This window comes from Serratia sp. FDAARGOS_506, from assembly GCF_003812745.1.
In the GTDB taxonomy this organism is placed as follows: Bacteria; Pseudomonadota; Gammaproteobacteria; order Enterobacterales; family Enterobacteriaceae; genus Serratia.
Map to the genome: position 1 here is coordinate 4,383,826 of NZ_CP033831.1, position 22,059 is coordinate 4,405,884.

The following is a 22,059-nucleotide window of genomic DNA, read 5'->3' on the forward strand; positions in this document are numbered from 1 at the left end:
ACTATGGGCGATAGCATTCTTTCACAGGCAGAGATCGACGCCTTGCTCAACGGCGACAGCGCGGGCGATGAACCCGAAGCGATTGTCGGCAAAGAGAGCGAGGTCAAGCCTTACGATCCGAACACCCAGCGCCGCGTGGTGCGCGAGCGTCTGCACGCGCTGGAAATCATCAACGAACGTTTTGCCCGGCAGTTCCGCATGGGGTTGTTCAACCTGCTGCGCCGCAGCCCGGACATTACCGTCGGCCCGATCAAAATCCAGCCGTATCACGAGTTCGCCCGCAACCTGCCGGTTCCGACCAACCTGAACCTGGTGCATCTGAACCCGCTGCGCGGTACCGCCCTGTTCGTGTTCGCGCCGAGCCTGGTGTTCATCGCCGTCGATAACCTGTTCGGCGGCGACGGCCGCTTCCCGACCAAGGTCGAAGGCCGCGAATTCACCCCGACCGAACAGCGGGTGATCAAGCGCATGCTGCGCCTGGCGCTGGACGCCTACGGGGACGCCTGGAGCGCCATCTACAAGATCGACGTAGAGTACGTGCGCGCCGAAATGCAGGTGAAGTTCACCAACATCACCACTTCGCCGAACGACATCGTGGTTACCACGCCGTTCCAGGTGGAGATCGGCGCGCTGACCGGCGAGTTCAACATCTGCATTCCATTCGCGATGATCGAACCGCTGCGCGAGCTGTTGACCAACCCGCCGCTGGAGAACTCGCGGCAGGAAGACAGCCACTGGCGCGAAACGCTGGTGAAACAGGTGCAACACTCCGAACTGGAGCTGATCGCCAACTTCGTCGATATCCCGATGCGGCTGTCGAAAGTCCTGAAGCTGCAGCCGGGCGATGTATTACCGATAGACAAGCCGGAACGCCTGATCGCCCATGTGGACGGCGTACCGGTTCTGACCAGCCAATACGGCACGTTGAACGGGCAATATGCCCTGCGTGTTGAACATTTGATTAACCCTATTTTGAATGCTCTGAGTGAGGAACAGCCCAATGAGTGATCCTAAGCAACCGTCTGGCGAAGGAAAGGAATCCGTGGACGATCTGTGGGCTGATGCGTTTAACGAGCAGCAGTCGACCGAGAAATCCGGCGCGAGCACCGAAGGGGTGTTCAAGTCGCTGGAAGCTCAGGATGCGCTCGGCAGCCTGCAGGATATCGACCTGATCCTGGATATTCCGGTCAAGCTGACCGTGGAATTGGGTCGTACCAAGATGACCATCAAAGAGCTGCTGCGCCTGTCGCAAGGCTCGGTGGTGGCGTTGGACGGCCTGGCCGGCGAGCCGTTGGACATCCTGATCAACGGTTACCTGATCGCACAAGGTGAAGTGGTGGTGGTGGCCGACAAGTTCGGCGTGCGCATCACCGACATCATCACCCCGTCCGAACGCATGCGTCGACTGAGCCGCTGATGACCGTCGCGGCGCCCGTTACCGTCCAAAGCACCCAACAACCCGCCGCGCCGGCCTTGCCGGCCGGTTCGGTGTTGATGCAGGTCAGCAGCGCACTCGGCGGTATTCTGCTGCTGATCCTGCTGGCCGGTTGGCTGTTTCGCCGGCTGGGCTTCGCCCCGCAGGCGCGCAACAACAAGCTGCTCAACCTGCGCGCCAGTTGCCAGGTTGGCCAGCGCGAGCGCGTGGTGGTGGTGGAAGTCGACGATACCTTGCTGGTATTGGGCGTCACCGCCCAGCAGATCACTCCGCTGCACACCCTGCCCGCCCCGCCGAAAGACGAGGGTGCGGCCGATGCGGCGGCGCCGGCGGACTTCCGCCAACTGATGCAAAAAGTTCTGAAACGCCCGGAAAAATCGGCATGACCTCGACTCTTCATACCCTCGTCCGCCGTCCGGCGGTTTGGCTCCCTGCCGCCCTGCTGTTCATCAGCCCGGCGGCTTTGGCTCAACTGCCGGGGCTGATCAGTCAGCCGCTGGCCAACGGCGGCCAAAGCTGGTCGCTGCCGGTGCAGACGCTGGTGCTGTTGACCTCGCTGACCTTCCTGCCTGCCATGCTGCTGATGATGACCAGTTTCACCCGTATCATCATCGTGCTTGGGCTGCTGCGCAACGCGCTGGGCACGCCGTCGGCGCCGCCGAACCAGGTGATGCTCGGGCTGGCATTGTTCCTGACCTTCTTTATCATGTCGCCGGTGTTCGACAAGGTCTATCAGGACGCCTACCTGCCGTTCAGCCAGGACAAGATCGGGCTGGAGGTCGCGCTGGATAAAGGCGCGCAGCCGCTGCGCGAATTTATGCTGCGCCAAACGCGCGAAACCGATTTGGCGCTGTACGCCAGATTGGCCAATCAACCGCCGATCGCCGGCCCGGAAGCGGTGCCGATGCGCATCCTGCTGCCCGCCTACGTCACCAGCGAACTGAAAACCGCCTTCCAGATCGGCTTTACGGTGTTCATTCCGTTCCTGATTATCGACCTGGTGGTCGCCAGCGTGCTGATGGCGCTGGGGATGATGATGGTGCCGCCGGCCACCATCTCGCTGCCGTTCAAGCTGATGCTGTTCGTGCTGGTCGATGGCTGGCAGCTGCTGCTCGGCTCGCTGGCGCAGAGCTTCTATTCGTAACCCCCGATCGGAGAACGCGAGATGACACCTGAATCGGTTATGGCGCTCGGCACCGAAGCGATGAAAGTGGCGCTGGCGCTGGCCGCCCCGCTGCTGCTGGCGGCGCTGATCAGCGGCCTGGTGGTCAGCCTGCTGCAGGCCGCCACCCAGATCAACGAAATGACGCTGTCGTTCATCCCCAAAATTCTGGCGGTGGTGGCCACCATCATCATCGCCGGCCCCTGGATGTTGAACTTGCTGCTGGACTACATGCGCACCCTGTTCAGCAACCTGCCTACCCTGATCGGCTAACCGTGCTCACTTTCGACAGCGCCCAGCTCACCGTCTGGCTCAGTCACTATTTTTGGCCGCTGCTGCGTATTCTGGCGCTGATAAGCACCGCGCCGATATTCAGCGAAAAGCAAATCAGCAAAAAGGTCAAAATCGGCCTTGGCGGGCTGATCGTCATCCTGATTGCGCCGACGCTGCCCGCCAGCAATATCCCGATCTTCTCCGCCGCCGGCCTGTGGCTGGCGATTCAACAGATTCTGATCGGCGTAGCGCTGGGATTGACCATGCAGTTCGCCTTCGCGGCGGTGCGCCTGGCGGGCGAAGTGATCGGCATGCAGATGGGCCTGTCGTTCGCCACCTTCTTCGATCCCAGCGGCGGCCCGAACATGCCGGTGCTGGCGCGCCTGCTCAACCTGTTGGCGATGCTGCTGTTCCTCAGCTTCGACGGCCATCTGTGGCTGATTTCGCTGCTGGCGGACAGCTTCCACACCCTGCCTATCCAAACGCAGCCGCTGAACGGCAACGGCTTCCTGGTGCTGACCCAGGTCGGATCGCTGATCTTCATCAACGGCATGATGCTGGCGCTGCCGCTGATCTGCCTGCTGCTGACGCTGAACATGGCGCTCGGCTTGCTTAACCGCATGACGCCGCAGCTGTCGGTCTTCGTGATCGGCTTCCCGGTTACCATGACCTTCGGCATCATGACGCTCGGCATGATGATGCCGATGCTGGCGCCGTTCTGTGAGCACCTGTTCGGTGAAATCTTCGACCGGCTGGCGGCGGTGATCGGCGGCATGACCTTCTAAGCCTCTGCGCCGCCCCTTCCTCCCCTTTTCCGCCTAAGACAAAATGGCAATAAAAACGCTTTCTTGGGACAAAAGCCTGAGAAACGTCTTTTATCCGGATTAAGGTTCAAATGTCTCCGGCGGCTTGAATAAATAAAACCCCGACCTAGAATAGACCCGGCAACAAAGAATATCGCCTGCATCACCTTCATCTTCCACGGCGATAAAATACGTTTATTCCGAGTAAAAAATTAAAATAACGCAGTCACGCATTGCTCAATGCGCGACAGATGACTGACACCTTGAATAAATGCGTCCGACGCCCGCCGGCTGCAGGGCGCAGCATTGACCTTTGCTAACTACAGGAGCGAGATCATGATTAAAGCGAAAAGCAACCGCAAGGCACGCCGGTTATTCGGTTTGACCCACTGGAAAAGCAACAAATTTAGAGTTTCTTTTACCGAGACGGCCGATGGCGGAAAATGGAAAGTAGTGAAGAAAAAGAAATAATACCGCTATTCATCACCAGGGAAATAATATCCCTTCACGATTTTTCCGCCGGTGAGTTCAATCATGCCGTTGTGCATTAAATGCTGGCGACAATCTTATTATTTCTTTCTTGATGAAAAAAAGGCGCGTCACTCAGTCAGTAGTGGGAGAACGAGTGACGCGCCAAACGAGTGCGCCCGGTTTCAAGAAGCCTCCCTCCCCGCGGGGCGGAGAGGACGTTTTCTAAGCGCACTAAAGGGAAACCCGTCGCGGTCAGGCAACGGGGTATTGCTCTTAACGATTCATCTGGAACAGCGACATGCCCTGCATATCGCTGAAGGTTTTATAAGACGCCTGCAGCGCCGCCTGCTGCATGAAGTAAGACGAGATAGACTCGGCCAGGTCGGCATCCGTCAACGCACTCATCTGGACCTGGTTGGTCATATCGCGCTCTTTACCGATACTGTCCAGCTGGTCCATCTCTTGCAACTGGCTGCCCAGCTCGGCGCGCACGCTCAACACGTTGTTGTAGGAGTTGTCCAAACCGCGGTTGGCTTTCGCCAGCGCGTCATTCACCTGCTGCTTGGTGGCCTCATCGGCATCCCGCAGCGGCGTTTTCAACGCGTTCAGCGCGATATCGATGCTCTCAAACACGTTGCTGACCGGGGCACTGCCGTCCGGCTCGGGCTTGGGATTGCTGGTCAACGACATGAACACCGCGTTGCCGGTATGACCGATGGTCATGGTGCGGTTGGCATCCACTTTCTGCTGAACCGTCTTGTCGCCGCCCTGATAGCTGACGGTGCCGCCGTTATCGACGAACGGCGCCTTGTCGTTCACATATCCGCCGAACATATAGCGGCCGTTGCCGTCGGTGCTGTTGGCCTGGTTCAGCAGCTGATCTTTCAGCCCCTGCAGTTGAGTGGCCAACGACTGGCGGTCGTTATCGCTTTCGGTGCCACCGGCGCTGACGACCAGTGCCTTCATGTCGGCGATGGTAGAGGTTGCGCCGGCCAATACCGTCTCTTCCATCGACACGCTCTGACGAGCGAAAGTGCGCGCCAGCGTGTACTGGCTGTTTTCCGCCTGCGACTGCGACAACATCACCGCACGCGACGCCGCCAGCGGATCGTCAGACGGGTTGATCACCCGCTTGCCGGAGGAAAGCTGCTCGGCGGCCTTCATAAACAGCGACTGATTGCCCGTGATGCCGTTCATGTTCTGTTGGTACATCATGCTGGTGCTCATGCGCATGCTGTGGGTTCCTTACTCTGAGCGACCGGCGCCGTTATCGGCGCCGGTTAACAATGAAATCAACGAATATTCAGCAGCGCGTCGAACAGCGAGCTGGCGGTCTGAATCACCTGCGCGTTGGCCATGTAGTACTGCTGGAAACGCAGCAGTTCGCCGTACTCTTCGTCAAGGTTGACGCCGGACATCGACTGCTGTTGCGCGCCCAGCTGCGTCACGATCTTGGCCTGCGACGTGGCGATGGCTTTGGCGGCAGCGGTCTGGTTACCGACGCCGCTGACGATGCCGGCGTAAGCGCCGCTCAGGGTCGCCTTGCCGTCCACCAGGTTTTTGGTCTGCAGATCCAGCAGCTTCTTGGCGTTTTCGTTATCGCCGCGGCCGCTGTCATCTTTACCGGCGGCAGCTATCTTGGACGAATCGGTGATGGCCACCTTCAGATTGCCCGCCACGTCGCTGACCGGCTTCACGGTGAAACTGTCTTTAGCCTGCGCATTGCCGTCGATGCTCACTTCCAGACCATCGAAGTTCAGCGTCGGTTTGCCGTCGGCGCTGGTACCTGGCGTGGCGTTGACTTTCACGTTGTCCGGCAGACGGCTGACCTGCCAGTTGCTGCCGTCGAACTCGACGCGATAATCGTTAGCCTTCACCTTGCCGGTATCGGTGTAAGAAACCGACAGCGACGCATCGCCGGTGTTGCGGGTGTTATCCACCACCCGGCCACCGCTGAAGCTGAAGAAGTCGCCGCCTGCGTCGCCGTTCAGGTCGAAACCGGCGCGATGCTGCTGGTTAAAGCTGTCCGCCATCGCCAGCGCTAACTGGCCGAGCTGATTGCGCACGCCGTCCAGCGTCTCGCTGCGGAATTTCAGCACGCCGCTCAGTGTGCCGCTGGTGATCTGGCCTTCCGGCACTTCGCTGGCGCCATTGCCGCGGTTATAACCGATGGTCAGCCGGGAAGGATCGCTACTGGAAGGCATCGCCTCCACCTGATAGGTGTTGCTGCCTTGCACCAGGGTCAAACCGTTAGCGAAGGAGACGGTATAAGCGTCGCCGTCCTGCTGCGTAACCTGCACGCCCACCAGTTGGTTCAGCTCGGTGACCAACTGATCGCGCTGATCCAGCAACGCATTCGGTTCGCCGCCGGCGCTGCCGCGCAAACGGGTGATTTCGTCGTTCAGCTTGGCGATCTGTTGGCCGTAGCTGTTGATCTGCTGCGCCGTATCGCTGATCTGCTGATTGACGCCGTTGTCCATGTCGCGCAGGAATTTGTCGGTGTTGTTGAACTGGTTCACCAGGCCGTTGGCCTTGCCCAACACCGTCTGGCGTGCGGCATCGTCACCGGCGTTGCTCACCAGGTTCTGCAGGTTGGTGAAGAAATCCTGCATGTTGGTCGACAGCGGGTTGGTTTTGCTCGCCAACAGGTTGTCGATCTGCGAAATCTTCTCGTAATAGGCGTTTTGCGCCCCGAACGAGCTCTGTGCGCCGCGCAACTGGTTGGTGATGAACTGATTGTACTCGCGGTTGACGCTGGTGACGGTCACGCCGTTGCCGATAAAGCCGCTCATGGTGGCCATGCCGCCGTTCTGCGCCAGGATAGCGGTCTGGCGGTTATAGCCTGCCACGTTGTAGTTGGAGATGTTGTTGCTGACGGTACTGAGCGCCACCTGAGCCGCATTCAGCCCGCTCATCGCGGTATTGATTAAGCTATTGGACATCGGAATTCCTTATGCTGCGGCGCCGGTGGCCCACAGGGTTCTTAATTGAGCTGCTGAGCCTGTTCGCTCAGCCTGTCTCGGTTATCGGCAAAAATGAGAAGAACTTGAGGAAAAAAAGCGGCAATGCGGTCAGCATCCAGCTAGCCTTCATTGCCGCCTGTCCCCTCAATAATTGGCGTCGCAGCGGCGTCAAGAATGACGGGGATTTAGAACAAATCTTTCAGATCGTGGGTGTAAGCTTTGACCGCCTGTTCCCCCGCGTTCTTCATCTGTTGAATTACGCTGACCAGTTTGCTGGCGTACTGCGGGTCTGTGGCATACCCGGCGCGTTGCAGCGCATGCGCCGCCTGCTCCGGGCTGCGCGCGGCGGCCACGTCGGCGTAGCGCGGGTTATTGGTCAACAACTTGACATAATCGGCGATCGCTTCGACGTACGAGCCGTAGACGCGGAACTTCGCCTTCACCTTCTTCGCCGCACCCTGTTCGAACTCGGTGGTGGTGATCTCCGTCACCGGCCCGTTCCAGCTGCCGCCGGCCTTGATGCCAAACAGGTTGTAGCTCGGCGTGCCGTCTGAGGTCGGGATCTCGCGCTGCCCCCAGCCGGACTCCAGCGCCGCCTGCGCGACGATCAGCTGATGCGGAATGCCGCTCTGCTGGCTGGCGACTTTCGCCGGTATCGACAGGCGGGCGACAAAGTTGCCGTTGTTGAGCGACAGCGGCGCGGCGGCCGGCGGCGCTTTCGGCATCGCGCGGCGCACCATCTGCTCCAGCGCCTGGTTCGGCAGCGTTTGCAGCACCTCGTTGTCCAGCGCCATCGGCGACAGGCCCGCCGTTTCGCTCGGCACCGTATTGGCGTTGCTCATCTGCTTGACCATCATGTCGGCCAGCCCCAGCCCTTTTTGCGACATCTGCTGGGCGATTTGCTGGTCGTACATCGAGGTATAGAGCCGCGTTTGATCGCTGCTCAATACCCCATCCTGCGGCAAGGCAGAACGCATGCTTTTCAGCATCATCTGCACGAACATGCCTTCCACCTGCTGGGCCACCTGCTTGAGGTTGCCCTGCGGGTCGGCCGCCGCATCGCGCTTCAGGCCGTTCAGCGCCTGGGCGTCATAGGCCGCGCCCGACATCGCCATCAGATCGCCGGCCATCAGATGATTTCCAGCTTGGCGCGCAGGCAGCCGGCGCTCTGCATCGCCTGCAGGATCGACATCAGATCGATCGGCGTAGCGCCCAGCGCATTCAGCGCGCGGATCACATTGTTCAGGTTGGCGCTGGCGTTCACCTTCTGCAGCGACCCACCCTGCTGTTGCACCGAGATCTGGGTGTTTGGCGTCACCACCGTCTGGCCACCGCCGAACGGCGTCGTCGGTTGGCTGACGGTATTCTGTCTATCGACCACCACCGACAGGTTGCCCTGGGCTACGGCGCAAGAATCGAGGATCACATCGCGGTTCATCACCACCGAACCGGTGCGCGAGTTGATGATCACTTTGGCGTCCATCGCCCCGACGTTGACGGTGATGTTTTGAATTTCCGCCAGGAAACGCACCTGAGAGCTGTTCCCCTGCGGCACCAGCACCTGAATCGTGCGGGCATCGAGCGGCGTCGCGGTGCCGCCGCCGCGTTGGCGGTTGATGGCGTCGCTGATCTGCTGCGCCAGCGTGAAGTCTTCGTCGTTCAGCTGCAGGTTGAGAACGCCACCGCTGCCGAAGGTGGTCGGCAACTCACGCTCGATGGTGGCGCCATTGCTGATGCGCCCGCCCGCCAGCTGGTTGACTTGCACGCTGCTGCCGCCGGCCGCCGCACCCGCACCGCCTACCAGCACGTTGCCCTGCGCCAGCGCATAAACCTGGTTATCCACACCTTTGAGCGGCGTCATCAGCAAGGTGCCGCCACGCAGGCTCTTGGCGTTGCCCATCGAAGAAACCACCACGTCGATATTCTGCCCGGCGCGCGAGAACGGCGGCAATTTGGCGGTCACCATCACCGCCGCCACGTTTTTCAGCTGCATATTGGTGCCCGGCGGCACGGTGATGCCCAGCTGCGACAGCATGTTGCTCAGACTCTGGGTGGTAAACGGCGTCTGCATGGTCTGGTCACCGGAGCCGTCCAGCCCCACCACCAGGCCGTAGCCGATCAGGGCGTTGTCTCGCACGCCCTGCACCGTCACCAGATCGCGGATGCGCTCCGCCGCCGCCGGCATGCACACCAGCCCGACGCACAGCGCGATAAACCATTTTTTCAGCATCAGTCAATCCTTAGAACGGTGAAACATTTAAGAAGAAGCGCTGCAGCCAGCCCATGGTCTGCGCTTCGTTGATATAGCCATTGCCGACGTATTCGATACGCGCGTCCGCCACCTGGGTCGAAGTGACCGAGTTGTTGCCGCTGATGGTGCGCGGGTTAACGACGCCGGAGAAACGGATGAATTCGGTGCCCTGGTTGATGGCAATCTGCTTTTCCCCCACCACGTGCAGGTTGCCGTTGGCCAGTACCTGGTTGACCGTCACCGTAATGGTGCCGTTGAAGGTGTTGTTGGCGTTGGCGCCGCCCTTGCCGCCGAAGGTACTGTCGCCGGAAATGTCCATATCGGCGCGCGCATTGCCCAACAGGCCATCGAGATAACGCGGCGAGGTGGCGACGCCGAACTTGCTGGCGCCGTTGCGGCTGGCGTTGGCGGAGGAGCTTTTGCTGGCGCTGACGTTTTCCTGCAGCACGATGGTCAGGGTGTCGCCGACGTTGCGCGGACGGCGGTCTTCGAACAGCGGCTGGTAGCCGTAGTTCATCGGCTGCACCGTCTGGAAGATCGAGCCGTTCGGCATCGGCGCGCTGGCCGGCGCGGGCTGCGCCGTGGTCGCGCCGTCCACCAGCGGTTTGTGCGGGATGTAGGCGCAGCCGCTCAGCGTCAGCATCACCATTCCCGCCAGCCAGCGTTGTCCCTGCCGCGGCAGGATTGCCATCGAATATGTGGTTACCACGGGTATCGCCTTTGTTTCACGAATGAGAATGACGGAGGCGGCATGCCGCCCCCGTCAATGACAGATTACAGTTGCGTCAGCTTTTGCAGCATCTGATCGGAGGTCGATACCGCTTTGCTGTTGATCTCGTACGCGCGCTGAGTCTGGATCATGTTGACCAGCTCTTCCGCCACGTTGACGTTGGAGGTTTCCACGTAGCCCTGATACAGCAAGCCGGCGCCGTTCAGCCCCGGAGTGCTCTCGTTCGGCGCGCCCGAGCTTTCGGTTTCCTGATACAGGTTCTCGCCCACGCTCTCCAGACCGCTGTCGTTGACGAAAGTGGTCAGCGTCAGTTGGCCTACCTGCTGGGCGGCGGTTTGCCCCTGCTGGGTGACGCTGACGATGCCGTCGCGCCCGACGGTGATGGACAGTGCGTTAGCCGGAATGGTGATCGCCGGCTGCACCTGGAAACCGCTGGAGGTCACCAACTGACCGTTCTGATCGATCTGGAACGATCCGTCACGGGTATAGGCCTGAGTGCCGTCCGGCAGCATCACCTGGAAGAAACCCTGCCCCTTGATGGCAACGTCTTTACTGTTGTTGGTCTGCGACAGGTTACCCTGGCTGTGCAGGCGCTCGGTCGCCACCGGACGCACGCCGGTGCCGATCTGCAGGCCGGAAGGCAACGTGGTCTGCTCGGAGGACTGCGCCCCCGGCTGACGCATGGTCTGGTACAGCAGATCTTCAAATACCGCGCGCTGGCGCTTGAAGCCGTTGGTGCTGACGTTCGCCAGGTTGTTGGCGATCACGTCCATATTGGTCTGCTGCGCGTCCAGACCGGTTTTGGCAATCCATAAGGATGGAATCATCGGTTATTTCCTTGCTGCTTAGCTCACCGAGAGCAGTGAGTTGGCACGCTGTTCGTTTTCATCCACGCTGTGGATGACCTTCATTTGCATTTCAAAACGACGGGCGTTGGCGATCATGTCGACCATGGTTTCCATCGGCTTGACGTTGCTGCCCTCCAGCACGCCAGGCATCACCCGCACCTGCGGATCGTTTTGCAACTGATTGCCGCGTTGCTGTTGAGTTTCCGGCGTCAGGCGGAACAGCCCATCGTCACCGCGCATCACCTCGCGCGCATCGGCTTTCACCAGCTTCAGGCGGCCGATCTGCGCGATAGTGTTTGGCGGATCGCCGGCGTTCAGCGCCGAAATGGTGCCGTCGGCCGCGATGGTGATCTCCGCCGACGGCGGCACCTCGATCGGGCCGCCGTCGCCCATCACCGGCAATCCCTGCACCGTCAACTGTCCGGTGGAGGAAATCTGAATGTTGCCGTTGCGGGTATAGGCTTCACCGCCACCCGGCAGGCTCACCGCCAGGAAGCCGTCCTGCTGCAGCGCCACGTCCAACGGGCGCGCCGTATAGTTCAGCGCTCCCTGGCTCATGTCGGCGCCCGGCGTCGACGCGGTCACCAACGTGCGCGTCGCCAGACTCGGCCCGTCGACCGGCACTGCGCGCAATGCGGCGAGCTGGGCGCGAAAGCCCGGCGTCGACGCATTGGCCAGGTTGTTGGCGGTGATGGACTGCTGTTCCAGCGTTTGGCGCGCCGCGCCCATCGCGGTATAAATCGCGTGATCCATAACTCGGCCCTATTAGCGCAGGCTAACCAGCGTCTGCAGGATGGAGTCCTGCGTCTTGATGGTCTGGGCGTTGGACTGGTAGTTACGCTGCGCGACGATCATGTTCACCAACTCCTGACTCAGATCGACGTTGGAAGACTCCAGCGCACCGCTGGTCAGCTTACCGAAGCCGCCGCCACCCGACAGACCGACGCGCGGCTGACCGGACGCGCCGGTTTCCTGCCAAACGTTATCGCCCTGCGACGCCAGCCCTTCCGGGTTGGAGAAGTTGGCCATGACGATCTGGCCCAGTACCTGGGTCTGCTGGTTGGAGTAGATGCCCACGACGGTGCCGTCGTTGTTGATCTGGAAATTGGTGTATTCACCGGCGGCATAGCCGTCCTGCGCCACCTTGCTCACCGAGTCGCTGCCCACGTTCTGCTGCATGCTGCCGGCGAAGCTCAGGGTAAAGTTTTGCGCCGGTGCGCCGTCTTTGGCGGTCATCGGGATCACCATGCTGAATTCGCCCGGCGCGCCGTTGGTGCTGGTGGTTTTGACCAGGTTGCCGCTGGTGCTGAACTCCATGGTGCCGGCATCAACCGGGGCCGCGCTGCCATCCTGAGTGTAGACCTGCCACTTGTTGTCTTCAGTCTTCACGAAGTAAGCGTTGATGTTGTGCGCGTTGCCCAGCGAGTCGTAGGCGGTGATGGTGTTGACGTAGTTGTAGCTGTCCTGTTTGGTCGGATCGAAGGTCTTGTTCTCCGGCACTTTATGGGTCGACTTCAGGTTGGCCACCATCTCACCGGAAGTGGACGCCTTGGCGTTCATCATGCCTTCAGGAATACTCAGCGGCACCGGGTTGGCGCCCTGCTGGATGGTCGGCGGGGAACCGGCAGCCGGATAACCGGTCAGCTGTAGACCCTGCATGTTGGTCAGATTGCGGTTTTCATCCAGCTTGAACTGACCGTTGCGGGTGTAGAAGATGCCGCCATCTTTATCTTGCATGCGGAAGAAGCCGTTGCCGTTGATGGCGATATCCAGCGCGCGGCTGGTGCCGGTAGTGGTGCCGCCCTTGAAGTTTTGGGTGATGCCGGACACTTTGACGCCCAGCCCCACCTGCGAACCGGCGAACATGTCGGCGAAGGATACGCTACCGGACTTGAAGCCCGCGGTCGCGGAGTTGGCGATGTTGTTACCGATCACGTCCAGGTTGGTTGCTGCCGCGTTCAAGCCGCTGACTGCCTGAGAAAAGGCCATGTTATTCTCCGAATAGTGGTCAGGCTATCGTCCGATTGAGCCTGATGCTTAGGGTTATAAGATCTGTCGCACGTCTTCCAGGGTGGCGTTGCCCGCCAGGCCGAGATCCAACTTGGCGCCGTTGCCGTCGCGGATCACGCCGTTGACCAGCCCGAAGTGCAGGCTGCGCGCCACCAACTGCTCGCCGTTGCCTTTGGCGTTGACGGCCACTTTGTAGGCGCCGTCAGGCGCGGTGGTGCCGTCATCCAGCGAACCGTCCCAGGTGAAGGCGTGTACGCCGGCGGTCAGGCCGCCGATTTCGATGGTGCGCACCACCTGCCCGCTGGCGTTGGTAATGGTGGCGGTCACCTGATCGGCGGCGCGCTCCAGTTCTACGCCGAACGGCGTGGTGCTGACCTTGCCGTCCTTGCTGCCAACCAGAATGTTGTTGCCGGGTACCATCACACCGTGGCCGATCAGCGCAGTGGCTTGCAGCGACTGATTGCTGTTGATCTGCCCGGAGATCGAGCCCAGCGTGGTGTTGAGCTTTTCGATACCCTGCACGGTGTTGATCTGCGCCAGCTGAGAAGTCAGTTCGTTGTTCTGCATCGGGTTGGTCGGATCCTGGTTTTTCAACTGCGCCACCAGCAACGTCAGGAAGCTGTTGTGCAGATCCTGGCTGTTGGTGGTCTTGCTGTTGTTACCGATGACGGTGTTGTCCAACGACTCGTTAGTGGTTGCGGCGATAGCCATAGGAACCTCCGGTTACTGACCCAGCGTCAGGGTTTTCATCATCATCGACTTGGTGGTGTTGAGCACCTCGACGTTGGCCTGGTAGCTGCGGGAGGCGGAGATGGTGTTGACCATTTCCCCTACTACATCGACATTCGGCATGCGCACGTAGCCCTTGGCATCCGCCAACGGGTTGCCCGGCTGATACACCAGGCGTTCGGGTGCCGGATCGTCCACCACCTGAGCGACGCGCACGCCGCCGGTCGGTTGCCCAGGCGCCGCCGCGACCTGGAACACGACCTGCTTGGCGCGGTAAGGCTCGCCGTCCGGGCCGGTCACGCTGTCGGCGTTGGCCATGTTGCTGGCGCTGACGTTCATGCGCTGGGATTGCGCCGATAACGCCGAGCCGGAGATATCAAAAATGTTCAGTAAAGACATGCGCCTTATCCTTGTTGCAGCACGGACATCATCCCTTTGATCTGCCCGTTGAGCAGCGTCAGGTCGGTCTGATATTTCAGGCTGTTATCGGCAAAGTTGGTGCGTTCGCGATCCATGTCCACCGTATTGCCGTCCATCGACGGCTGGTCCGGTACCCGGTACAACAGATCGAGCTGCGGCGGCTGCAGGGTTTGCGCCGGGATGTGGCGCGCCGCAGTCAGGTTCAGCGACATGCCGTTGCCGTTGACGCGCCCTTGTTCCAGCACTTTGTTCAATTGGCTGGCGAAATCGATATCCCGCGCCTGATAACCCGGTGTGTCTGCGTTGGCGATGTTGGCGGCCAGAATTTCCTGCCGCTGGGCGCGCAAGTTCAGCGCCTCTTGGCCAAAGCGCAGAGCCGCGTCCAGTTTGTCGAGCATGCTCCCTCCGCGAGGTTAGAATTTGGAGTCGACAGGATAAACGCCCCCTGCGCCACCCTATCGCGGGAATAGACGCAAAATGGGGCGCTATTTATCTGCTTAGCCTGCGCGCGCTGCGGGTACACTTACGCGTATCCCGATGAAGCTTGAGAAGATGACGATGAAAGGTAAAATGCTGCTGCTTATCGGCCTGCTGTGCAGTCTGAACGTGCGCGCCGACGATCTGGCGACGCAAATCGAAAGCTTCATCCAAGGCAAATTCAGTGGTGAACCGGTGCAGGTGAAAGTGCGGGTGCGCACGCCGCCGAATCAATGGCCCGCCTGCGAGCTGCCGCAGCTGTCGCTGCCGCCCAGCGCGCGGATCGGCGGCAATGTCAGCATTTCGGCACGCTGTGGTCAGGAGCGGCGTTTTATCCAGACTCAGGTGCAGGTGTTCGGCCGCTATCTGGTTTCGGCGCGCGGCATCAGCGCCGGCAGCCGCCTGACTGCGGCGGATCTGACGTTGAAAGAGGGCCGGCTAGATACCCTGCCGCCGCGGACGTTGACCGAAGCGGGCAAAGCGTTAGGCGCAGTCAGCCTGCGCAATATCAGCCCCGGCCAACCGCTGACCCTGACCATGCTGCGGCGCGCCTGGTTGATCAAAGCCGGACAACCGGTGCAGGTCACCGCGCAGGGCGAAGGATTCAACATCAGCGGTGCGGGCAAGGCGATGAATAACGCCGCCGCCGAAGACAGCGTGCGCGTACGCATGGCGTCCGGGCAGATAGTCAGCGGCGTAGTCGGGGACGACGGCGCGATTCGCATTACGTTATAAAAAAGTAAAGGTTCCGCAAACCTTGCCGATAAGACAAATCAAGCAGCATTTTATTGGCCAGCAGGGCCGCAAAACTTTCATTGCAGCGTCGTCACCCGCGAGCGGTCACGGCGTAAACGGAGATGGACCATGAGTATCGATCGCACCCAGCGGTTACAGCCGGTTTCCACTGTGCAACCGCGTGAAACCCCGGCCGACAACCCGCTCCAACCGCGTAAGGCCGCCGTGGCCGAAACTGCCGTCAGCGGCACTCAGGTCAAACTGAGCGAGGCACAGGCGCGCCTGATGCAGCCGGGCACCCAGGATATCGATATGGGCCGGGTTGAAGCCATCAAGCAGGCGATACGCAACGGCGAGCTGAAGATGGACGCCGGCAAAATCGCCGACGCGCTGCTGCAAGACGCGCAGAACGACATTCAATGGATCGCCGGGCGCGACTGACAGCGCGGCGGCGAGTAGCGGTAAAGGATAAGTCATCACTATGGAAAACCTGGCACAACTGCTGGATAAACTGTTGGAAACGCTACAGGCGCTCAATGGCGTGCTGGAGGAAGAGCACGACTTGCTGTGTTCAGGCCAGTTGCCTGGCGTGGCGTTGCAGCGCGTAACCGATGCCAAAAGCCAACTGCTGGCCACGGTCGCCTACCTCGAGCAACAGCGCCTGGGGCAGGAAAAAGCCTGCGGCCAACGCGCGCCCTACTCCAGCCATGCGCCCCTGGCCGATCGCTGGCAACGCGTTCAACTGCTGAGCCAAACGCTGCGCGAAAAAAATCAGCACAATGGCCTGCTGCTCAACCAGCAGATCGACCATAACGCTCAGGCGCTGGCGATCCTCAGCAAGAACAACAAATCGCTGTATGGCCCGGACGGCCAGTCGCACGCCGGCAGTCTGCTCGGCAGAAAAATCGGCGTCTAACCCCCTGATTCCGCCCGGCGTGCGCACCGTCGGGCGCGGGTTTATCCGATTATGCCCACCCTCTCGCATTTTCTTCTTATCGCTTTCTGAATTCCCTTAACGTTATGCGCCAGGCTGCGCAGAACGGATATTTGCCTGTTCCCCATCACTCCCTATTTCGTCATCTTAGCTTGGTCGTTAAACATCTTGATCTATACCCACCAAGGGTATATTTTCACACGGAGAGTGAATGACCGACATTTATCTCACAAAAGCCTTCCAGACATTTGCCGGCGACGAACGCATCAGTGACGCCGCGATAGTGAAAGCGGCGCGAGAGATGCAAAATCAGTTGTACGACGCCAATCTCGGTGGTTGCGTTTACAAAAAACGCATCGCCCGGATGGAGAGTGGAAAACGGCGCGGGTATCGGGTATTAATCGCAACGGCAGATGAAGGCAGGATCTTTTTCATGTATGGCTTTGCCAAAAACGAAAGAGACAACATCAATCAGGATGAGTTAATTTCCTGGCGGCATTTGGCGGCGCTGTATCTGGATTATTCACCATTCAGACTGTATCAGCTGGTCAACTGCGGGGAATTAATAAGGTTACAACTATGAGCAAGATGCTGAAATCGATCCATCAGGAAGTTCAGGGCCTGCACCGCGCCGGTTTCGTCGACGACGTGACCATGCGTACCTTCGACATGCTGTGTCTGCGGCCGGTGAAACAGTTCGGGCCGGCCGAGATCCGCGCGCTGCGCGAACGGGAAAACGTCAGTCAGCCGGTGTTCGCACTGTATCTCAACGTCAGTAAAAAGGCGGTACAGAAATGGGAGCGCGGCGAGGCGCAACCTAACTCCGCCGCGATGAAGCTGTTGTCACTGGTGGAACGCAACGGCCTGCAAATTCTGGCCTGATCCTACTGATAATTGACGATGACCTGATTGCCAATCACCCGCAGCGGCGGGTTCAGACCGCCCTGTGACTGCACGTAATAGACAAAGCGCAATTCCGCATTGGCCGGCTCCCCCTGCAGACCGTTGCTGCTACCGCTGCCGCCGCCGAGCGGAATGCAGCGGTTCACCGTACACAGCTGGGCCTGCAGCCCCAACGGCTCCGGCCCCAGCAAACGGTAGCGCCAGCTGACGCTGGTGATGCGCGCATTGGCATCCGGCAACGCGTTCGGCGCCCGCAAACCGGCGGACTCATCACGCATGCCACCCTGTTCCAACGTCACGCCCGCCCCTTCAGCCACCCAGGAACCGGACACCGCACCGGCGGTTAACGGCGCCAGCAGACATAGCACGAAGAGACAGCGTTTCATCAGGCAGCTCCAATGGTCGACGTCATGCGAATCTGGCGATCGTCGTTGATCTCCAGATTCGACAGCACCACGATCTGCGGCAGGCTGCGGCGCAGGAAGCGCGCCAGCAGGGCCCGCAGCGCATGGTTGACCAGCAGCACCGGCGGCGCGCTGAGCATCTCTTGCCGCTGCAGCGCCTGGCGCGCCTGATCCAGCAGGCGATCGGCCAAGCCCGGCTCCAGACCGCCCCCGCCCTGCAACGCCTGCAACAACAGGCGCTCCAGTTGGGTATCCAGCCCGATAACCTGAATCTCGCCGTTGCCCGGGAACCACTGCTGCGTGATCGCTCGGCCCAGCGCCACCCGCACTACGGTAGTCAATTCATAAGGATCGCTCTGCGCCGGGGCATGTTCCGCCAGCGTTTCGACGATGGTGCGCATGTCGCGGATAGAAACGCGCTCGGCCAACAGGTTTTGCAGCACCTTGTGCAGCGTGGTCAGCGACACCACGCCCGGTACGAAGTCTTCGGTCAGTTTCGGCATCTCCTGCGACACGCGATCCAGCAACTGTTGGGTTTCCTGGCGGCCAAACAGTTCGCTGGCGAACTGGCCGATCAGGTGATTGAGGTGCGTCGCCACCACGGTGCTGGCTTCCACCACGGTAAAGCCCTGGATCTGCGCCTGCTCGCGCAAGGCGCTGTCGATCCATACCGCCTCGAGCCCAAAGGCCGGATCGACGGTTTTGTCTCCCGCCAGCTCGCCCACGGCATTGCCGGGGTTGATCGCCAGCCAGCGGCCCGGCTGCGCTTCACCGCTGCCGATCTCGACGCCTTTCATCAGGATGCGATAGCTGGCTGGCGGCAGTTCCAGGTTGTCGCGAATGTGCACCACCGGCGGCAGATACCCCATGTCCTGCGCGAATTTTTTGCGAATACCGCGGATACGCCCCAGCAGCTCACCGTTTTGTTGAAAATCGACCATCGGAATCAGCCGATAACCCACCTCCATCCCCAGCGGATCTTCCAACTGCACGTCGGCCCAGCTGGCTTCGGCGGCCTGCGGATTCTCCGGCATCACCGGCGCCTCCACTTCTTTCGGTGCCTGTTGTTCACGGCCACGCAGCCACCAGGCCAGGCCCAGCAACGCGGCGGTAAACAGCAGGAACACCAGGTTCGGCATGCCCGGCACCAGGCCCAACAGCCCCAGCACCCCGGCACTCAGCAGCATCACGCGCGGATTGTTGAACAGCTGGCCCACCATCTGCTCGCCGACGTCCTGATCGGTTGCTACGCGGGTGACGATAACGCCGGCGGCGGTCGAGATCACCAACGCCGGGATCTGCGCCACCAGGCCGTCGCCGATGGTCAGCAACGTATAGCTTTCCGCCGCCGCCCCCAGCTCCATGCCGTGTTGCACCACGCCGACCAACAGGCCGCCGACGACGTTCAGCACCATGATCATCAGGCCGGCGATGGCGTCGCCGCGCACGAATTTACTGGCACCGTCCATCGAGCCGTAGAAATCGGCCTCCTGGGTGACCTCTGCACGGCGTTTCTTCGCTTCATCCTCGCCGATCAACCCGGCGTTCAGGTCGGCGTCGATCGCCATCTGTTTACCCGGCATACCGTCCAGTACAAAGCGCGCGCCCACTTCGGCGATACGCCCGGCCCCCTTGGTGATAACCATGAAGTTGATCAACACCAGGATGATGAACACCACGATACCGATGGCGAAGTTGCCCCCTACCAGGAAGTGGCCGAAGGCTTCCACCACGCGACCGGCGGCGGCGGAACCGGTGTGCCCCTCCAACAAGATGATGCGCGTCGACGCGACGTTAAGCGACAAACGCAGCAGCGTGGAGAACAGCAGAATGGTCGGGAAGGCGGCGAATTCGAGCGTGCGTTGGGTGAACATTGCCACCAGCAGCACCATGATCGACAGCGCGATGTTGAAGGTAAACAACAGGTCGAGGATAAACGCCGGCAACGGCAGCACCATCATCGACAGGATCAGCAGGATCAACACCGGGCCGGCCAACACCTGCCACTGCGTATCTTTAAAATTGCCCGGCAAACGAAGCAGGGAGGCCAAATTAGCCATCAGAGTCACTCTCTCTTGCAAAATCCAGTGCTTCCGGCACCGGTAAACGTTCAGGTTTTTTCGGGATCAGGCCGCCCTCGCGCCGCCAGCGGCGCAGCTGGTACACCCAGGCCAGCACTTCGGCGACCGCGGCATACAGGGTGGCCGGGATATGTTGTCCAATCTCGCTGTGTCGATACAGCGCACGCGCCAGCGGCGGCGCTTCCAGCATCGGGATACGGTGCTCCGCACCGAGCTCGCGAATGCGCAAGGCGATTTCGCCGGCCCCCTTGGCCAGCACTTTCGGCGCACTCATTTTTTTGTCGTTGTACTGCAACGCAACGGCGTAGTGCGTCGGGTTAGTGACGATCACGTCCGCCTTGGGCACATCGGCCATCATGCGGCGCCGGGCAATCGCCCGCTGCTGCTGGCGAATGCGTCCCTTGACGTGCGGGTCCCCTTCCTGGTCTTTGAATTCGTCGCGAATATCCTGCTTGGTCATCTTCAGCTTTTTAAAGTGGCTCCACAGCTGATAGAACACGTCGAACGCCACCATCGGCGTCAATCCCAACACCACCAGAAAACCGCAGAACAGGATCATCTGCAGCGCATTACCCAACGCGTCGAGCGGCTGCTGGGTCATCAGATGCAGCATCGCCGCCCAGTTGTGCCACAGATAAAGGCCGGTCACCCAGCCGACCAGCGTCGCTTTCAGGATCCCTTTCAGCAGCTCGGCCAGCACCTGGGTAGAAAAGATACGCTTCAGCCCGGACAACGGGTTCAGGCGCTTCAAATCGAATTTAATCGACTTGCCGCTGAACAGAATGCCCCCCAGCAGCATCGGCGCGGCAAGCGCCACCAGTACCAGCCCCGCCATGATAGGCAACAACGCCAGCACTGCCTGGCGCAGCAACATGCCCAGTTGGCGCAGCATCTGTTTATCGTTGCTGACCATACCGTGGTCGAAGTTCAAACCTTGCGTGAGCATCGCCGCCAGCTGTTGCGCGATATTGCTGCCGGCCATCAGGATAATCGCCAGGCCGGAGAGCAGCATCAGTACCGAAGTCAGCTCGCGGGAACGCGGGATCTGGCCGTCTTCACGCGCCTTTTCCAGCCTGTGGGGCGTGGGGGCCTCGCTTTTTTCCAGATCGCTGTCTTCAGCCACGAAACGCCGTTCCTGTGTCGAGAGGGTAAAGAATGACGGTCAGCATGCCAAAAAATTGGCGATGTCATTGGTGGAACAACGGGAGAAAAGGCGGGTTATTTAGGGGATGAGACGAAAACTGCGCGGAATGTTGTCGGGGCGCGCCGTCGCGCGCCCCGAAAAGCCTCAGAAGCCGAGGCTGTCGAGCAGATCGTCGACCTGCGCCTGGTTGGCGATCACGCCGACGCCGTTCTGGTCGAGCTGCGGACCGTTCAGCAGGCTGTCGTTCGGCCGTTTCTCCTTCACCGGCTGCTCCGGCATGTTTTCCATCAACACCATCAGCAGTTGCTTTTCAATCTCCTGCACCACGTCCATCATGCGCTTGATTACCTGACCGGTCAGGTCCTGGAAATCTTGCGCCATCATGATCTCCAGCAGCTGGGCATTGGTGAAGGCCGTATGGCCCGGCACCTGATCCAGATACTGGCGCGTGTCGTTAACCAGAGAACGCGCGTCGTCCAGTTCGATGGGGTTGGCGAACCACTCGTCCCAGCGCCCTTTCAACGCATTCGCGCCGGATTCCAGCTCCGCCTGGCGCGGTTGCGCCGCCTCCACGCAGTTCAACGCCCGTTCCGCCGCCTGCGCCGTCATGGTTACGACATAGTCAAGACGGTCGCGCGCATCCGGGATCGCCTCTGCCGCCTGGGCGATCGCCTGATCGAGCCCCAGTTCGCGCATGCTGTCGCGCAGCATTCGGGTCAGTTGGCCGATGCGGGAGATGATCTCTCCCGCGGTCGCTGCATCGCTGGCAGGCATTGGAATGTCTCTCATCGCCCTCTCCTTACATGCCCAATTTTTCAAAAATCTTGTTGAGCTTTTCTTCCAGCGTCGCCGCCGTAAAAGGTTTCACTACATAACCGCTGGCGCCGGCCTGCGCCGCCGCGATGATATTTTCTTTCTTGGCTTCCGCCGTCACCATCAGTACCGGCATCGCGGCCAGCGCGCTATCGGCGCGGATGGTTTGCAACAGCTCCAGCCCATCCATGTTCGGCATGTTCCAGTCGGACACCACGAAGTCGAAACCGCCGGCGCGCAGCTTGTTCAGCGCATCCGCGCCGTCTTCAGCTTCTTCAACGTTGTTGAAGCCCAGCTCTTTGAGCAAGTTTCTGACAATGCGGCGCATGGTGGAGAAATCGTCCACAACCAGAAATCTGAGGTTCTTGTCTGCCATTGTTACTCCTGAAATAGTTAACCGTTTAATGATGCAAAACCGCAGGCCGCCGCGCGGCGAACCTGGGTCATATCGCCGCCGGGTGGACCCTGCGGAC

At 60.5% G+C, this 22,059-nt stretch carries 28 protein-coding genes; 12 read left to right on the forward strand and 16 right to left on the reverse strand.

Annotated elements, in window-relative coordinates; genetic code table 11:
• The first annotated feature begins 3 nt into the window (after positions 1–3).
• The 7 genes from fliM to sra all read left to right on the forward strand — a co-directional run bounded on the left by fliM (position 4) and on the right by sra (position 4,144).
• Complete coding sequence (gene fliM / locus EGY12_RS21190) at positions 4–1,008, forward strand: flagellar motor switch protein FliM (RefSeq protein ID WP_025303254.1); 1,005 nt, start codon at positions 4–6, stop codon at positions 1,006–1,008.
• A complete protein-coding gene (gene fliN / locus EGY12_RS21195) occupies positions 1,001–1,417 on the forward strand; it encodes a flagellar motor switch protein FliN (RefSeq protein WP_038876868.1) in 417 nt (138 codons plus the stop codon). The genes fliM and fliN overlap by 8 nt, the downstream gene beginning before the upstream one ends.
• Entirely contained in the window at positions 1,417–1,821 is a 405-nt protein-coding gene (gene fliO / locus EGY12_RS21200) for a flagellar biosynthetic protein FliO (protein ID WP_123895266.1), read from the forward strand. Before fliN ends, fliO begins: the two co-directional genes overlap by 1 nt.
• Positions 1,818–2,579, forward strand: a complete 762-nt coding sequence (gene fliP, locus EGY12_RS21205) for a flagellar type III secretion system pore protein FliP (RefSeq protein WP_123895267.1) — start codon at positions 1,818–1,820, stop codon at positions 2,577–2,579. The genes fliO and fliP overlap by 4 nt, the downstream gene beginning before the upstream one ends.
• A 21-nt stretch (positions 2,580–2,600) precedes the next feature.
• Positions 2,601–2,870: a flagellar biosynthesis protein FliQ gene (gene fliQ, locus EGY12_RS21210; protein ID WP_004934803.1), complete on the forward strand. Its 270-nt coding sequence runs from the start codon at positions 2,601–2,603 to the stop codon at positions 2,868–2,870.
• A gap of 2 nt (positions 2,871–2,872) precedes the next feature.
• A complete protein-coding gene (fliR, locus tag EGY12_RS21215) occupies positions 2,873–3,655 on the forward strand; it encodes a flagellar biosynthetic protein FliR (protein WP_033632754.1) in 783 nt (260 codons plus the stop codon).
• Between the two features lie 354 nt (positions 3,656–4,009).
• Positions 4,010–4,144 (forward strand): stationary-phase-induced ribosome-associated protein, encoded by a 135-nt coding sequence (gene sra, locus EGY12_RS23435; protein ID WP_086556932.1) that lies wholly within the window; start codon positions 4,010–4,012, stop codon positions 4,142–4,144.
• Positions 4,145–4,417: 273 nt separating this feature from the next.
• On the opposite strand, the gene flgL is transcribed toward sra, so the two are convergent.
• From flgL to flgB, 11 genes are all read right to left on the reverse strand, one after another.
• The gene (gene flgL / locus EGY12_RS21220; RefSeq protein ID WP_123895268.1) at positions 4,418–5,377 is read right to left on the reverse strand and encodes a flagellar hook-associated protein FlgL; all 960 of its coding nucleotides are present in this window, start codon (positions 5,375–5,377) and stop codon (positions 4,418–4,420) included.
• A gap of 59 nt (positions 5,378–5,436) precedes the next feature.
• Positions 5,437–7,086 carry a flagellar hook-associated protein FlgK gene (gene flgK, locus EGY12_RS21225; RefSeq protein WP_123895269.1) on the reverse strand — a complete coding sequence of 550 codons (1,650 nt, stop codon included), beginning with the start codon at positions 7,084–7,086 and terminating at the stop codon, positions 5,437–5,439.
• 206 nt (positions 7,087–7,292) lie between these two features.
• Positions 7,293–8,237, reverse strand: coding sequence for a flagellar assembly peptidoglycan hydrolase FlgJ (gene flgJ / locus EGY12_RS21230; protein WP_049200258.1), 945 nt, complete (start codon positions 8,235–8,237; stop codon positions 7,293–7,295).
• On the reverse strand, positions 8,237–9,337 hold the full coding sequence (locus EGY12_RS21235; RefSeq protein WP_123895270.1) for a flagellar basal body P-ring protein FlgI: 1,101 nt from the start codon (positions 9,335–9,337) through the stop codon (positions 8,237–8,239). The genes flgJ and EGY12_RS21235 overlap by 1 nt, the downstream gene beginning before the upstream one ends.
• Before the next feature lie 10 nt (positions 9,338–9,347).
• Positions 9,348–10,049: a flagellar basal body L-ring protein FlgH gene (flgH, locus tag EGY12_RS21240; protein WP_004934817.1), complete on the reverse strand. Its 702-nt coding sequence runs from the start codon at positions 10,047–10,049 to the stop codon at positions 9,348–9,350.
• A gap of 83 nt (positions 10,050–10,132) precedes the next feature.
• Positions 10,133–10,915, reverse strand: a complete 783-nt coding sequence (gene flgG, locus EGY12_RS21245) for a flagellar basal-body rod protein FlgG (protein WP_004934819.1) — start codon at positions 10,913–10,915, stop codon at positions 10,133–10,135.
• An 18-nt stretch (positions 10,916–10,933) separates the two neighbouring features.
• Positions 10,934–11,689, reverse strand: a complete 756-nt coding sequence (locus tag EGY12_RS21250) for a flagellar basal body rod protein FlgF (RefSeq protein ID WP_060421516.1) — start codon at positions 11,687–11,689, stop codon at positions 10,934–10,936.
• A 12-nt stretch (positions 11,690–11,701) separates the two neighbouring features.
• Positions 11,702–12,925, reverse strand: coding sequence for a flagellar hook protein FlgE (flgE, locus tag EGY12_RS21255; protein WP_123895271.1), 1,224 nt, complete (start codon positions 12,923–12,925; stop codon positions 11,702–11,704).
• A 54-nt stretch (positions 12,926–12,979) separates the two neighbouring features.
• Positions 12,980–13,657, reverse strand: a complete 678-nt coding sequence (flgD, locus tag EGY12_RS21260) for a flagellar hook assembly protein FlgD (protein WP_019452954.1) — start codon at positions 13,655–13,657, stop codon at positions 12,980–12,982.
• Positions 13,658–13,669: 12 nt separating this feature from the next.
• Positions 13,670–14,074, reverse strand: coding sequence for a flagellar basal body rod protein FlgC (flgC, locus tag EGY12_RS21265; protein ID WP_004934826.1), 405 nt, complete (start codon positions 14,072–14,074; stop codon positions 13,670–13,672).
• A gap of 5 nt (positions 14,075–14,079) precedes the next feature.
• Entirely contained in the window at positions 14,080–14,493 is a 414-nt protein-coding gene (gene flgB, locus EGY12_RS21270; protein ID WP_033634995.1) for a flagellar basal body rod protein FlgB, read from the reverse strand.
• Positions 14,494–14,653: 160 nt separating this feature from the next.
• Here flgB and flgA point away from each other — a divergent pair, with 160 nt between their 5' ends.
• The 5 genes from flgA to EGY12_RS21295 all read left to right on the forward strand — a co-directional run bounded on the left by flgA (position 14,654) and on the right by EGY12_RS21295 (position 17,123).
• On the forward strand, positions 14,654–15,307 hold the full coding sequence (gene flgA / locus EGY12_RS21275) for a flagellar basal body P-ring formation chaperone FlgA (RefSeq protein ID WP_123895272.1): 654 nt from the start codon (positions 14,654–14,656) through the stop codon (positions 15,305–15,307).
• A gap of 129 nt (positions 15,308–15,436) precedes the next feature.
• A complete protein-coding gene (gene flgM, locus EGY12_RS21280) occupies positions 15,437–15,748 on the forward strand; it encodes a flagellar biosynthesis anti-sigma factor FlgM (RefSeq protein WP_123895273.1) in 312 nt (103 codons plus the stop codon).
• Positions 15,749–15,788: 40 nt separating this feature from the next.
• Positions 15,789–16,223, forward strand: a complete 435-nt coding sequence (locus tag EGY12_RS21285) for a flagella synthesis protein FlgN (protein ID WP_123895274.1) — start codon at positions 15,789–15,791, stop codon at positions 16,221–16,223.
• A 229-nt stretch (positions 16,224–16,452) separates the two neighbouring features.
• The gene (locus EGY12_RS21290) at positions 16,453–16,824 is read left to right on the forward strand and encodes a type II toxin-antitoxin system RelE/ParE family toxin (RefSeq protein ID WP_123895275.1); all 372 of its coding nucleotides are present in this window, start codon (positions 16,453–16,455) and stop codon (positions 16,822–16,824) included.
• Positions 16,821–17,123, forward strand: a complete 303-nt coding sequence (locus EGY12_RS21295; RefSeq protein ID WP_038876832.1) for a DNA-binding transcriptional regulator — start codon at positions 16,821–16,823, stop codon at positions 17,121–17,123. Before EGY12_RS21290 ends, EGY12_RS21295 begins: the two co-directional genes overlap by 4 nt.
• Positions 17,124–17,125: 2 nt before the next feature.
• On the opposite strand, the gene EGY12_RS21300 is transcribed toward EGY12_RS21295, so the two are convergent.
• The 5 genes from EGY12_RS21300 to cheY all read right to left on the reverse strand — a co-directional run bounded on the left by EGY12_RS21300 (position 17,126) and on the right by cheY (position 21,962).
• Positions 17,126–17,530: a flagellar protein FlhE gene (locus EGY12_RS21300; RefSeq protein ID WP_123895276.1), complete on the reverse strand. Its 405-nt coding sequence runs from the start codon at positions 17,528–17,530 to the stop codon at positions 17,126–17,128.
• Positions 17,530–19,608 carry a flagellar biosynthesis protein FlhA gene (gene flhA / locus EGY12_RS21305; protein ID WP_123895277.1) on the reverse strand — a complete coding sequence of 693 codons (2,079 nt, stop codon included), beginning with the start codon at positions 19,606–19,608 and terminating at the stop codon, positions 17,530–17,532. The genes EGY12_RS21300 and flhA overlap by 1 nt, the downstream gene beginning before the upstream one ends.
• The gene (gene flhB / locus EGY12_RS21310; RefSeq protein ID WP_123895278.1) at positions 19,601–20,752 is read right to left on the reverse strand and encodes a flagellar biosynthesis protein FlhB; all 1,152 of its coding nucleotides are present in this window, start codon (positions 20,750–20,752) and stop codon (positions 19,601–19,603) included. Before flhB ends, flhA begins: the two co-directional genes overlap by 8 nt.
• Before the next feature lie 165 nt (positions 20,753–20,917).
• Positions 20,918–21,562: a protein phosphatase CheZ gene (gene cheZ / locus EGY12_RS21315; protein WP_004934858.1), complete on the reverse strand. Its 645-nt coding sequence runs from the start codon at positions 21,560–21,562 to the stop codon at positions 20,918–20,920.
• A 10-nt stretch (positions 21,563–21,572) separates the two neighbouring features.
• A complete protein-coding gene (gene cheY, locus EGY12_RS21320; protein ID WP_004934862.1) occupies positions 21,573–21,962 on the reverse strand; it encodes a chemotaxis response regulator CheY in 390 nt (129 codons plus the stop codon).
• Positions 21,963–22,059: the final 97 nt, after the last annotated feature.